10 protein-coding genes and 5 pseudogenes are annotated in these 11,870 nt (G+C 67.6%); 7 read left to right on the forward strand and 8 right to left on the reverse strand.

Features of this window, described 5'->3' with window-relative positions; all coding sequences use genetic code 11:
• From J7E96_RS36345 to J7E96_RS38980, 5 genes and pseudogenes are all read left to right on the forward strand, one after another.
• Positions 1-799 (forward strand): annotated as a pseudogene (locus J7E96_RS36345) (2-oxoglutarate ferredoxin oxidoreductase subunit alpha); the annotation flags it as partial.
• A complete protein-coding gene (locus J7E96_RS36350) occupies positions 789-1,841 on the forward strand; it encodes a 2-oxoacid:ferredoxin oxidoreductase subunit beta (RefSeq protein ID WP_215138119.1) in 1,053 nt (350 codons plus the stop codon). The pseudogene J7E96_RS36345 and the gene J7E96_RS36350, both read left to right, overlap by 11 nt.
• A gap of 27 nt (positions 1,842-1,868) precedes the next feature.
• Positions 1,869-3,158 carry an MFS transporter gene (locus tag J7E96_RS36355; protein ID WP_215138121.1) on the forward strand — a complete coding sequence of 430 codons (1,290 nt, stop codon included), beginning with the start codon at positions 1,869-1,871 and terminating at the stop codon, positions 3,156-3,158.
• A 213-nt stretch (positions 3,159-3,371) separates the two neighbouring features.
• The gene (locus J7E96_RS36360; RefSeq protein ID WP_215138123.1) at positions 3,372-4,004 is read left to right on the forward strand and encodes an SMI1/KNR4 family protein; all 633 of its coding nucleotides are present in this window, start codon (positions 3,372-3,374) and stop codon (positions 4,002-4,004) included.
• A gap of 114 nt (positions 4,005-4,118) precedes the next feature.
• Positions 4,119-4,196, forward strand: a pseudogene (locus J7E96_RS38980) (IS5/IS1182 family transposase); the annotation flags it as partial.
• Positions 4,197-4,274: 78 nt separating this feature from the next.
• On the opposite strand, the gene J7E96_RS36365 reads toward J7E96_RS38980, so the two are convergent.
• On the reverse strand, positions 4,275-4,709 hold the full coding sequence (locus J7E96_RS36365) for a VOC family protein (protein ID WP_215138125.1): 435 nt from the start codon (positions 4,707-4,709) through the stop codon (positions 4,275-4,277).
• A 20-nt stretch (positions 4,710-4,729) separates the two neighbouring features.
• Here J7E96_RS36365 and J7E96_RS36370 point away from each other — a divergent pair.
• Positions 4,730-4,981, forward strand: a pseudogene (locus J7E96_RS36370) (transposase family protein); the annotation flags it as partial.
• A 132-nt stretch (positions 4,982-5,113) separates the two neighbouring features.
• On the opposite strand, the gene J7E96_RS36375 reads toward J7E96_RS36370, so the two are convergent.
• Together J7E96_RS36375 and J7E96_RS36380 are read right to left on the reverse strand one after the other, a co-directional pair.
• Positions 5,114-5,476, reverse strand: coding sequence for a hypothetical protein (locus J7E96_RS36375; RefSeq protein ID WP_215138128.1), 363 nt, complete (start codon positions 5,474-5,476; stop codon positions 5,114-5,116).
• 108 nt (positions 5,477-5,584) lie between these two features.
• Positions 5,585-6,316 carry a polysaccharide deacetylase family protein gene (locus tag J7E96_RS36380; RefSeq protein ID WP_374196763.1) on the reverse strand — a complete coding sequence of 244 codons (732 nt, stop codon included), beginning with the start codon at positions 6,314-6,316 and terminating at the stop codon, positions 5,585-5,587.
• A gap of 695 nt (positions 6,317-7,011) precedes the next feature.
• Here J7E96_RS36380 and J7E96_RS36385 point away from each other — a divergent pair.
• Positions 7,012-7,463 (forward strand): annotated as a pseudogene (locus tag J7E96_RS36385) (IS110 family transposase); the annotation flags it as partial.
• 346 nt (positions 7,464-7,809) lie between these two features.
• Here J7E96_RS36385 and J7E96_RS38040 read toward each other — a convergent pair.
• The 5 genes and pseudogenes from J7E96_RS38040 to J7E96_RS36405 form a co-directional block, all read right to left on the reverse strand.
• Positions 7,810-8,037 (reverse strand): annotated as a pseudogene (locus J7E96_RS38040) (DUF1524 domain-containing protein); the annotation flags it as partial.
• 160 nt (positions 8,038-8,197) lie between these two features.
• Positions 8,198-9,280, reverse strand: a complete 1,083-nt coding sequence (locus J7E96_RS36390) for a M14 family metallopeptidase (protein WP_215138132.1) — start codon at positions 9,278-9,280, stop codon at positions 8,198-8,200.
• A gap of 2 nt (positions 9,281-9,282) precedes the next feature.
• Complete coding sequence (locus J7E96_RS36395; RefSeq protein ID WP_215138134.1) at positions 9,283-9,603, reverse strand: hypothetical protein; 321 nt, start codon at positions 9,601-9,603, stop codon at positions 9,283-9,285.
• Complete coding sequence (locus J7E96_RS36400) at positions 9,600-11,150, reverse strand: S8 family serine peptidase (RefSeq protein ID WP_215138136.1); 1,551 nt, start codon at positions 11,148-11,150, stop codon at positions 9,600-9,602. The genes J7E96_RS36395 and J7E96_RS36400 overlap by 4 nt, the downstream gene beginning before the upstream one ends.
• A 372-nt stretch (positions 11,151-11,522) precedes the next feature.
• On the reverse strand, positions 11,523-11,870 hold a 348-nt coding region (locus J7E96_RS36405; protein ID WP_215138138.1), incomplete at its 5' end, for a hypothetical protein.

Below are 11,870 nucleotides of genomic sequence, written 5' to 3' on the forward strand. Positions count from 1 at the left end.
GGCCCCGGTGCCGATCGTGGCACCGAGGACCCCCGCCGACTGCTTCGACGCGGCCATGGACGCGGCCCGGATCGCGCTGACGTACCGGACGCCGGTGTTCCTGCTCTCCGACGGCTACCTGGCCAACGGCAGCGAGCCGTGGCGGATCCCGGAGATCGACGAGCTGCCGGACCTGCGCGTGCAGTTCGCGACCGGCCCGAACCACGAACTCGCCGACGGCACCGAGGTCTTCTGGCCCTACAAGCGCGACCCGCGGACGCTGGCGCGTCCGTGGGCGGTGCCCGGCACGCCGGGCCTGGAGCACCGTATCGGCGGCATCGAGAAGCAGGACGGCACCGGCAACATCTCGTACGACCCGGCCAACCACGACTTCATGGTCCGCACCCGCCAGGCCAAGATCGACGGAATCCGGGTACCCGACCTCGAAGTGGACGACCCGTCCCCAAGCTCTCGACAGCGCCCGAGCAGGCCAGGCCCCACGGGCGAGGCCCGGCTCCTGGTGCTCGGCTGGGGCTCGACGTACGGACCGATCACCGCGGCAGTACGCAGAGTCAGGGCCGCCGGTGGCGCCGTCGCCCAGGCGCACCTGAACCACCTCAACCCCTTCCCCCGCAACCTCGGCGACATACTCGCCCGCTACGAGCGCGTACTGATCCCGGAAATGAACCTGGGACAGCTCGCCACCCTCATCCGCGCCAAGTACCTGGTCGACGCACAGTCCTTCACCCAGGTCAACGGCATGCCCTTCAAGGCCGAGCAGCTCGCGGTCCGTATCCAGGAGGCCAACGATGCCCGCTGAGGCCCTGTCCCTCATACCCAGAGCCGAAGTCCCCCTTGCAGCCAAGGACTTCAAGTCCGACCAGGAGGTGCGCTGGTGCCCCGGCTGCGGTGACTACGCGGTCCTGGCCGCCGTTCAGGGCTTCATGCCCGAGCTGGGCCTGGCCAAGGAGAACATCGTCTTCGTCTCGGGCATCGGCTGCTCCAGCCGCTTCCCGTACTACATGGACACCTACGGGATGCACTCCATCCACGGCCGCGCCCCGGCCATCGCCACCGGACTCGCCTCCTCCCGCCGCGACTTGAGCGTCTGGGTGGTCACCGGCGACGGCGACGCACTGTCCATCGGCGGCAACCACCTCATCCACGCCCTGCGCCGCAACGTCAACCTGAAGATCCTGCTGTTCAACAACCGGATCTACGGCCTCACCAAGGGCCAGTACAGCCCGACCTCCGAGGTCGGAAAGATCACCAAGTCGACGCCGATGGGCTCGCTGGACGCGCCCTTCAACCCCATCTCCCTCGCGATCGGCGCCGAGGCGTCCTTCGTCGCCCGCACCGTCGACTCCGACCGCAAGCACCTCACCGACGTACTGCGCCAGGCCGCCGCCCACCCGGGCACCGCCCTGGTGGAGATCTACCAGAACTGCAACATCTTCAACGACGGCGCCTTCGAAGTACTGAAAGACAAGCAGCAGGCCGAGGAAGCGGTGATCCGCCTCGAACACGGGCAGCCCATCCGCTTCGGAGCGGACCGCGCCAAGGGCGTCGTACGGGACTCATCGACCGGTGACCTCAAGGTCGTCGCCGTCACCGAGGACAACCAGTCGCACATCCTCATCCACGACGCCCACTCGGCATCCCCGACCACGGCCTTCGCCCTGTCCCGGCTCGCCGACCCCGACACCCTGCACCACACCCCGATCGGCGTGCTGCGCAGCGTCGACCGGCCGGTCTACGACACCCAGATGTCCGACCAACTCGACGCCTCGGTCGAACGGGACGGCAAGGGCGATCTGGGAGCGCTGCTCGCGGGCGGCGGCACCTGGACCGTCGTCGGCTAGCCGCGTCGGCGCCAGCGCGAGAACCTCATGAAACTCACCCTCACTCACACCTTCCAGTCCCTGACGGTCCGCAACTTCCGGCTGTTCGCAGCCGGCCAGCTGGTCTCTGTCGCCGGCACCTGGATGATGGTCGTCGCCCAGGACTGGCTCGTGCTGTCACTGACCGGCGACTCGGGCACAGCTCTGGGCGTGGTGACGGCTCTGCAGTTCGCCCCGTTGCTCCTGCTCACTCTGTACGCGGGCGGCCTGGCCGACCGCTACGACAAGCGGCGCCTGCTGACGGCCGCGAACCTCGCCTCGGGAATCCTGGCCCTCGCACTCGCCGTGCTGGTCCTGGCCGACGGCGTGCAGCTGTGGCACATCTACCTCTTCGCCCTCGGCCTCGGCACCGTCAACGCCATCGAAGTCCCCACCCGTATGTCCTTCGTCAGCGAACTCGTGGGCGCCGACCTGCTGCCCAACGCATCCGCGCTCAGCGCCGCCTACTTCAACACCGCACGCGTGGTCGGCCCGGCCACGGCCGGGCTGCTGATCAGCTGGTTCGGCACCGGCCCCGTCATGCTGCTGAACGCCGCGAGCTATCTGGCGACGGTAGCGGCACTGCGCCTGATGCGCCCCGCGGAACTCCACCGCACCGGCTCCCGGCCCCAACGCGCCCGGGTCATGGACGGCATCCGCCACATGGCAACCCGCCCCGACCTGCTCCTTCCCATGATCCTCGTCGCGGTCGTCGGCATGCTGGGCTTCAACTTCCAGCTCACCCTGCCGCTGCTCGCCAAGACCGTCTTCCACGCCGACGCCGCAGCGTTCGGACTGCTCAGCACAGCACTTGCGGCAGGTTCGCTCATCGCCGCATTCGCCACGACACTGCGCCGAGGTCGACCACCGCTGGGCCTGGTCATCGCAGCTGCGGCCGGCTTCGGCATCTTCCAGACCCTGTCGGGACTGGCTCCCACCTACCTCGCGGCCGCTGTACTGCTCTTCTGTACCGGCTTCGGATCCATCTACTTCGCGCAGGCCGCCAACCACCGCATCCAGCTGGGCACCGACCCCGCCTACCGCGGGCGCGTCATGGCCCTCTACACCCTGGTCTTCCAGGGCACCACGCCACTGGGAGCCCTCCTCGTCGGAGCCCTCAGCGAATCCCTGGGCGCGAGAGCCGGTCTGCTCCTCGGCGGCGCGGCCTCCGTGCTGGTGGCCGTCGTGGTCCTTTGCCTGCACTTGCGCGGCATCAGGGGCGATCCGCGCCCCCCTCCCCGCCGAACTGCCCCAGCCACAGCGAAGAATGCGGTGCCGGACGACAAGGCAACGCACTAGCCGGGCATGCCGGGGCACGGCTGCTGGCGGATTTCGCTGAGGCGACGGGGCTGACGGCCGCGTACTCCGCCGAGCTGGGCCCGCTGTGTTCGCGTGGCACCGGTCATGAGCTTCCCCCCGAGCCCGCGCCCAACAACAGGCCGCTGGTTGACCTCGCTTCATCGGACGGGGGCCTCGATCCGCCTTGTCAGACCTGTGGGGCAGGATGGCGCCATGGCACAGCAGACCTTGCCCCCATCGCAGTCCTGGCGCCGGATCGACGCCTGGCTGGCGGCGCACGTGGCCTCCGATTTCGCACTCCTCAATCCACCGGCAATACCGGACGAAATTCGACAGGCGGAACGGGTTCTCGGCACCCCGCTGCCCCGTGATCTGGTTGAGTCTCTGCAATGCCACAACGGCGTGAGCACCTGGACGACCGTCCTGCCGGAGCAGTCCCCGCTCGCAGTGAGCGCCATCGTGGACCATTGGCAGACCTGCATGAACGTCGCGGCGGAGAACGACGGCCTGGCCCCTCGCCCCTGGGAAGACGAGCCTTGGTGGCACCCGCTCTGGGTTCCCTGGGCCGAGAGTGCCGATGGCGCGGCCCAGGTGATCGACCTGCGTCCCCGCCCGGATGCAGGTCGCCTCGGCTGGGCAGGCCACAGCGGCGGCGGCGACTTCACCGATTCCTGGCCCGACCTGGCGAGCCTTCTCCACGCGGTCGCGCAAGCACTTCATGAAGGCTGTGACGTCCGCGGACTGCACCCCTACCTCACCACGCAGGGCGGGCTGTGGTGGGACGAAGACGGCTGCGACGAGCTGAACAGTCATCCGCTGAGGGCCGCCCCCATCGGGCTGCCCTAACTAACCACCAGCCATCGCAGGATGCCAGCGAGCCGACGCGAGCCACCCGACCGCTGTTAAATCGCGCAGATATTCCCAGAGTGCCTGACCCACGGTCGTCGTCCTCAGAACTCCGCGCGGAAGAAGACCTGGAAGACCCTTCGCGACTGCCGTCTGAAGGGCGACGGCGTTCACACCGCGAAGCTCGCCCTCACGGGACAACTCCCGACCCCTAGGAGACCAGAGTGGTCCAAGGGAGGCGGCTCCCCACCTCGCCGACGCGGAGGATGCTCAGTCGAGACAGAACTCGTTGCCCTCGATGTCCTGCATCACGAGGCACGACTCGTTGTCGTCATCGGCAAGCAGTAGTCGCACGCGTACCGCGCCGAGCGGGACCAGTCGTGCGCATTCGGCCTCGAGCGCGGCCAGGCGCTCTTCCCCCACGAGTCCGGTACCGACCCTCACGTCGAGATGCAGCCGATTCTTGGCGACCTTGCCTTCGGGGACGCGCTGAAAGTACAGGCGCGGGCCCACACCTGAGGGATCACTGCAGGCGAACCATGAACCCTGATCCCCGGGAGCCTGGGAGCGGTTGAAATCGTCCCAACTGGCGAACCCCGCCGGTGGCGGCGGTACGACGTACCCCAACACCTCGCACCAAAAGCGAGCGAGACGCTCAGGTTCCGCACAGTCGAAGGTGACTTGGAACTGCTTGACCGATGACATCGGCGCACCATAGCAGAGGGCTCCCGCTGGAAGACCGCGTGCTGCTGGTCGCGGCGTACTGGCGCACGAACTTGACGATGCGCCAGCCGGCCCCACTGTTCGGCATCTCGAAGTCAGCGGCGGACATGATCACCGACCACCTCGGACCGGTGCTCGCGTTGCAGCCGAGGAAGCGGTTCCGTAAGGACGCCGTATTGATCGTGGATGGAACCCTGGTGCCCACCGGCGACCACGAAGGTGCCGAGCTGTCGAAGAACTACCGGTATTCCACGGCCATCAGGTCGTTGCCTGCACAACCTCACCCTCGCCGGATAGATCGAACCGGCGGGGCAGCGACCGACCGCGCCTCCACCGACTCCAAGATCATTACGCGGGACAGCCCTTAGTGGTTCGCAGGGCGCGCGTTACCGCTCCGCACGGTGCCGGGCAGGGGGCTGGGGTGCGGGGGTGGCTCTTTGGCCGGGAAGTGTCGGCCTGCCGGTGGTGGTGTTTCGGAGCGCTCGTGCGCTGAGGTGCCGGTTGAGCGTATCGGCGAGCCGGGGTGCGTGGCGGGCCAGCCGGTCGACGGCTCGGGCGCGGGCGGGCGCGATGATGACCGCTGTGTTGCGCGAGAGGCGGTGCAGGATGTCCTGAGCCAGGCGGTCGGGCGGGTAGGGCCACGGGTGCGTGGCTTGCATGAGGGCCCTGGCGGCGGCCGCCAGTCGGGTGGGCGGCAGGCCGGGGTTGAGGCGGTCAAGGATCGGTGTGTCGACGAGGCTTGGGCACACGACGCTGATCCGAAGGCAGAGGGTGTCATCCCGGCCACAGTCCGCAGGGACGTCTCCTTCCGGGGTCTTGCCGTAGGCGTGCTTACCGGGCTTGCTGGTGGGGGGTGTTCAGTCGGGTGCTGGGGTGAGGAGTTGGCGGAGGTCGATGATTTTGTAGCGTTGGTCTTGGGCCGCGTTGATGATTCTGGGGAGGGCTTGGGCGTCGATGACGGTGTCGTCGCCGGTGCTTCCGACGTGCATCTGCAGGATTGCTCCGGGAGTGAAGGCGTCGACTGCCCGCTTGACCGCCTTGGCTACAGTCATGCCGCCTTGCGGGCCGAGGTAGCCGTTGGTGTCGGCGGTGAACTCGATCACCGCGTAACCGAGGTCGTTGATGTCGGCGATCGACTGTGCGGTGGTGCTGCTGTAGGGGAAACGGAAGAACGGCAGGGGATCGGTACCTGACGCGGTGCGGATCGCGGCATCCGCACGACAAACCTCGTCCGAACGCTCCGCGGTGCTGAGGTGGTCGAAATAGGGGTGGCTGTAGGAGTGGTTGCCGAGGCCGTGTGCGGCAGCCATGGCGCGAACGGCTGCCGGATGGGCGTCGGCGAACTGGCCGGTCGGGAAGAAGGTGGCGGGCACCTTCCGCCGCCGCAACTCGGTCAGGACGGTGTCGATCCCGCTTTCGTCCCATGCGGCATTGAAGGTGAGCGCCATGACTCTTCGGGACGTGGGCATCAGGCGGATCTCATCGCCGAGGAGTGCATCCGGCGGGCGAGGGCCCTCCCCCCTCCCAGGCACAATGACCGGCCCCGCGAGAAGCGCACCGGAGGGCCGCACCGTGCGCCCCACCGCCACAGCCCGGCAGGGGGCGAGCCCCGCGGCCACCAGCGATGCCAATGCAGCGCGTCGTCCAATCTCCACTACGGTCGCTCCCTTCCCGTGGCGCCCGTCACCGCAGCACGCAGTCCACGTCGCCGGTGTAGACGATCACGTACTCGTCGGGGCCGGCGCGCCGCCCTTCGGCCGGTACAAGCGCGCGCTGCGGAGCCGGACACAACCGCAGGTGGAGAAGTCCGCCAGAGGCGGGGCCTTGGCGGCCAGGGCGGGGACGAGGCCGACACAAGCAGTGCCGCCACCGCGAAGCTCCGTCGATCACAGGCTGACAACGAGCCCCGGGGCCTTGCGGACACGCGGGAACTCCTCCCTTCCTGTCACAAATGACCCAGAGCGCGGCGGCCGTCCCCCCCGTTACCTTCTTCGTGGCTCCGCAATGGGCCTCCGGTCTTCGAGTCCGGCATGAATTCCCCCTTGTTGTTCGATGAGCCGGGGGGTGGTGTCACCGGGCCCGGAGGCATCGACAGACCGCTGATGAGGGGCTTGAGCACCGGCTTCCCCCAGGCCGGAAGGGCTCTCCGTAACATGGATGTGGCAGCTCGGTGCCGTGGCAGGCCGGACAAAGCGTGAGCGGAGGGGCCTGCACGTGATCGACACCGGCGGCATCGACGCCTTCCTTGGCCTGGACGTCGGCAAGGGCGAACACCACGCCGTCAGCCTCGATCGGGGCCTCACCGCCGACGGTCGCGAGGGACATGGGCTGCCCGGTCGCCTACCTGCCCGGGTTAACGATGCGGCGGATCGCCGACCTCTACCCCGGCGAGGCCAAGATCGACGCGATGGACGTGTTCATCATCGCCGACGCGGCCCGCGCGATGCCCCACACGCTGCGGGCCATCGACGGCGAGGACGAGACGATCGCCGAGCTGGAGATGATCGTCGGCTTCGACGACGACCTGGCCGGCGAGGCCACCAGGGTCGCCAACCGGCTGCACGGCCTGCTGACCCAGATCCATCCGTCGCTGGAGCGAGTACTGGGGCCGCGGTTGCAGCACCCGGCCGCCTTGGCCTGCTGGAGCGGTTCGGCTCCCCGGCCCAGATCCGCAAGGCCGGCCGGCGGCGGCTGGTCACGCTGTTACGGCAGAAGGCGCCGAGGATGGCCGAAAAGTGGACTTCAGTGGTCGGGCACCGTTCGGCGAGGTTGAGCAGCTGGGCTTGTTCCTGCGGGTCGATGGTCAGGATCCAGCGGAGCTTGGTGCCGGTCCATTCGGCGGCGTACTGGCAGTGGACTTCGCCGGTGGACGGCATCCAAGAACCTGCTGCGCGCCGCTACGGCCGCAGCCCTCGCCATCCTGCCCAACTTCGTGTCGCCGCCGGCGCACGCCGCCGAGATGCTTCCCCTCGGCGTCGCGGTCCACCAGTTCACCCTCGCCGATGAATCCCGCGAGGGGTACACGCGCGACAAGTTCCGCCACTGGAACACCGGACAAACCCTTCGGACGGCTGCAACACCAAGTGCCGGGGCACTGGTCGGACTTGCTGCGGTTGGACCTGGCGGTGACGCCGACCAGCGAAGTGGGGGCTTCCAGGTCGTTGGCGTATGCCTCGCGGCGCTGGGCGGTCCACGCTGATGCGCCGGAGTCCCAGGATTCGGCGAGTGGCACCATGTGGTCGATGTCGAGGCCGGAGGGGCCCGACACAGTTGTCGCGCCGTAGTACGAGAACCACGTGCCGCCGGTTACCCAAGACGTCGGGCTGCTCACCCGCCCGGGTGGTGCGGTTCACCGCAGACACCTCACGAAGCGAGGCGTCAAGTTGAGCTACCGCAAGCCCGCCCTCCGGCGGCGGTCAGGACAACTGCTCCGCCAAGCGCCGGGCGAGCCGGTCCGCGACCAGCGTCCGCTACGTGCTGTCGGTGACCTCGGGAGCGTTCAGCGCGAGTGCCAGCAACGCGGCCGAAACCTCTTGGATTACCTGTTCGGCCTCGCTGAACACTGGTTGGAAGCTGTCACCGCACTCGATCGTGTAGCTGAACACTTTCGTGGCGGCGGGGTTGGTGAAGTGCCGACTGTAGGCGTAGTCGTCGCTCGTCCCCGATGTCGGGTACAGCCCGTATGCTGCCTCGACCCCGTAGTCGACACCGCGCACCGCACGTACCGCGTCGTTCATCCGCTCCGCCAGTTCGACCTCGATCTTCAGGTCCTGTTCGGGAATGAATTCGCCGATGCCGTCGTCCGGGCGCCCTCGAATGGCGTCGAGACTGGGGTTGCGGAAGGTGTCGGTCGGGGTGGTGGACTGGTTCTCGTCGGAGCCCCAGTTGTGCAGGATCACCGGGACTGCGCTGTGGACGTCGGCCATCCACTGGATCTGCGGGTGGGTGTCGAGAGCCCAGACCACGTTGCGGGTCTCGGGCTCCGACGCGGCGGCCGGCCCTCGGTAGACCTGCGGATGGCATGGTGCGCTCGACGTGTGGACATCCGCGTCCGGGGCGAACTTCGAGGAGTGATGCCACAGGAAGTCGAAGTTCCGGTTCAGATCCACACCCATGCACGAGGGGCCTGTGGACCCGGCAGGTGCCGGCCGGCGGTTCTTGCGCCACGTCGCGGAAGTGGTTTGGCTGAAGGCCCGGCCGTCGGGGTTGACGCAGGGAAAGAAGAACAGATTGAGGTTCTCCACGACCTGTGTGACCTGCGCCGCCGCGAACGTCGACGACCCGTACCCGAGCCCCGTGGCCAGGTCGTGTGCCTCGAGCAGGTCTGCTGCCAAAGAGATCAGCGCGTCGGGCGGCATCCACTCCCGTGCGTGGATCCCGCCCAACAGCAGGATTCCGGGTACTTCGTCGGCCTGGCGTGCCCCGACCCGCAACAGCCTTGTTGTTCGGCCCTCGTGGGTGAGCTGGGGTGGAGTGACGATCTCTGAGGCGTCGGGGTAGGCGCCGTGCAGACTGGTGATCGCCGATTCGATCTCGGCCACGTTGAGGTACACGGTCACTCCTTCCGACCGAGGCCGTGCGGGACGGCGTCCCGGTGTGCGAAACGGTCACCGCCGCCGACCTCTTGCTTCAGGCTGCGCCAGTTCTCCGTGACATTCTCGATCTCGGTGATGTTCACCAGCGGCGCCGATCTGGCTGCTCTGGCCTGGTCAAGCTGGTCCTGGCGGAAGTAGAGGTCCAATCCGACACCCGCCCGGGTGCCGCGCGCGACGGCGCGGCAGCCGACATCGGGCTGCGTCTCGCGGAGGAACTCCCTGAGCGCTTCGGCGTTCTCGGCGACGACGTGGCAGCGGAAGACGTCCAGTTCCTCGCTCATGGCCTCATCCCGTCGGCGAGCGCGACGGCCCGGGATGCGTTCACCCGGCCGAAGCCGTAGTCGTCATTGTGGCCGGCCGCGTCGTACTGGACGTCCGGTCCTCCGATCTTGTCGGCCGACTCGTGCATCACCTCACGCAGTTGGTCTCTCTTGAGGTGGGGGTTCACCGACAGTGCCAGTGCGGCGCACCCGGCCGCGCAGGGAGCGGCGAAGCTGGTGCCGGTGCTGGTTCCGTAACCGCCGCCGGACTTGGTGCTGAAGACGTTGACGCCGGGTGCGATCAGTTCGACCTCCGGGCCTCGTGCCGCGTTGTCCTCCCGATCCTGATTGTTCGACCGCACAACGGCGATCACGTCCGGATGAGAGACCACTTCGTCCTTGGTGACGTCGACGTTCCTGCCGTTGCTCGCCGCCCAGAAGATCGCCAGCCCCTTGCCCTGGCGGCCGTTGGTGGCGGCGAATTCGATAGCGAGTTCCAGGGTGCCGGTCAGATCCCAGTCCGCGCCGTTCGGGCCCAGACTGCTGACCAGGATGTCCGCCCCGCTGTCAGGGGCGATCCCGGGGACTTCAGTGGAGGGGACGGCCGCGTATGCCACAGCGCGGGCGAGCGTTGTCTGCGTACCGACCTGGTCTTTGAGGCACGCCAGGAGCATCAGGCTGCACTCGGGGGCCGCGCCTGTACCGCCGGCACCGTTGTTGAGCCGGGCCCCGACCATGCCGGCGCAGAAGGTGCCGTGATTGCTGTCAGGCATCCCCGAGGTGCCCTGGACGAAGACCACGCCTCCCATGTCGTCGAAGAATCCCGACAGCGGATCCAACCCGGAGGCGAGGTCCGGGTGTTGCGTGTCGAAGCCGTTGTCGATGACAGCGGCTCGCATCCCGGTCCCGAAGGTACGGTCCCAGGCCGACTCGATATGGACGTCGGCGTCCGGGGTACCGCCGCCTGTGCCGGCGTTCCTCCATTGCCACTGCTGGGGGTAGCGGGCACCACTGGGCCTGAACCGGGCGGGGACGTGCTCGATGAGCGACGGTTCGGCGAAGACGAAACGGTCGTTGTCATGGAGTTCGACGGAGGCCGCGAGGGCGTCGTGCGACGCCGTGGCGCGCACCTCGTAGAGGTTCTCCGCGAAGCCGAGTTTGTTGACGACGGTCAGACCCGCCGATTCGAGCTCGCGTTCGGCCTCCTCCTCCGAGAGCGTCGGCCGCAGCTGGACGGTCAGCGCGTCGGTCGCGATACCGATCCTGCCGTTGGGGCGCCGGATGACGTTGCCGGTCGCCTCCGTGCCGGGGATCTCCTCGCCTGTGGTGAACGCTTCGCGGGTCTGCTGGTTCGGTCTGACGAATACCCAGTTCGCGCGAGCGAAGGCGTCGCTCGTCTCATCGTCGACGCCGGCCTCGCGTACCTGCTCGCGGGCGCTGCTTCCCAGTTGTGCCTCCACCTCGGCGGCTTCTGTGCCGAGGGTGTCCCTGCCTATCTTGACCGCGACTACCTCGTCGAGCTGTTCAGCCTCGACGAGGTGACCACGCTGGTAGTACTGACGTGACATGACGCCTCTTCAATGTCGGGTGAAATCCCTGGCCGGTGACGACACGGTCCCGGACCCGCAGCGTGAGGAGCCATCCCCCTCTGCCGGGTCGGAGTTCTGCGTGCGCCCAGTGCCTGAACTACGGCACAGGGACCGGATTACCTGTCCTGGTTCCCGGTCCCTGCCTTCACTTCTCCAACGCTCACGCGGAGCGCGTGGTGTCAGGCCGCGTTCCTGCACCGAGCTTTCCGTAAACCCGGAAAGCTCGGCGGCAGCCCGGAAACCGATTCCCCCGTCCAGTTGATGCGTCCAGCCGCCGGACGGGTAATCCAGAGCTCGCGAACAAGCCCGGAATTTCCACCATGCAACACCGAGAGGGGAGACGTCGGCTACCTACCAGCTGACTCCGACGCCAATGCCGAAGACGTTGACGCCGATGGATATCCTTTCCTGACCATCAGGCGGGTCGATGGAATCCCCGATCATGGCAGAGCGGACAGGAACTCCGGAGCTGCTCTTCCACTGCAATTCCAAGTCGACGCCGTTGGCCAGCTTCCAGAATCGGTCGAAGAGATCTTCCAGGTCGCGCACGGCGTCCGGTGCAACTCCTTGAGCATCCGCCGCATCCCTGACAAGTGCAGCGAGGGTTTCCGGGTCCTGGAGCTTCCTGAGTGAATCCAGGATCGACTCCGACATTGCCTTACTCATGAGCTGGACGACTGTGACTGTTTTGGATGGTCG

The sequence above is a fragment of the Streptomyces sp. ISL-96 genome (genome assembly GCF_018614035.1).
Taxonomy (GTDB): Bacteria; Actinomycetota; Actinomycetes; order Streptomycetales; family Streptomycetaceae; genus Streptomyces.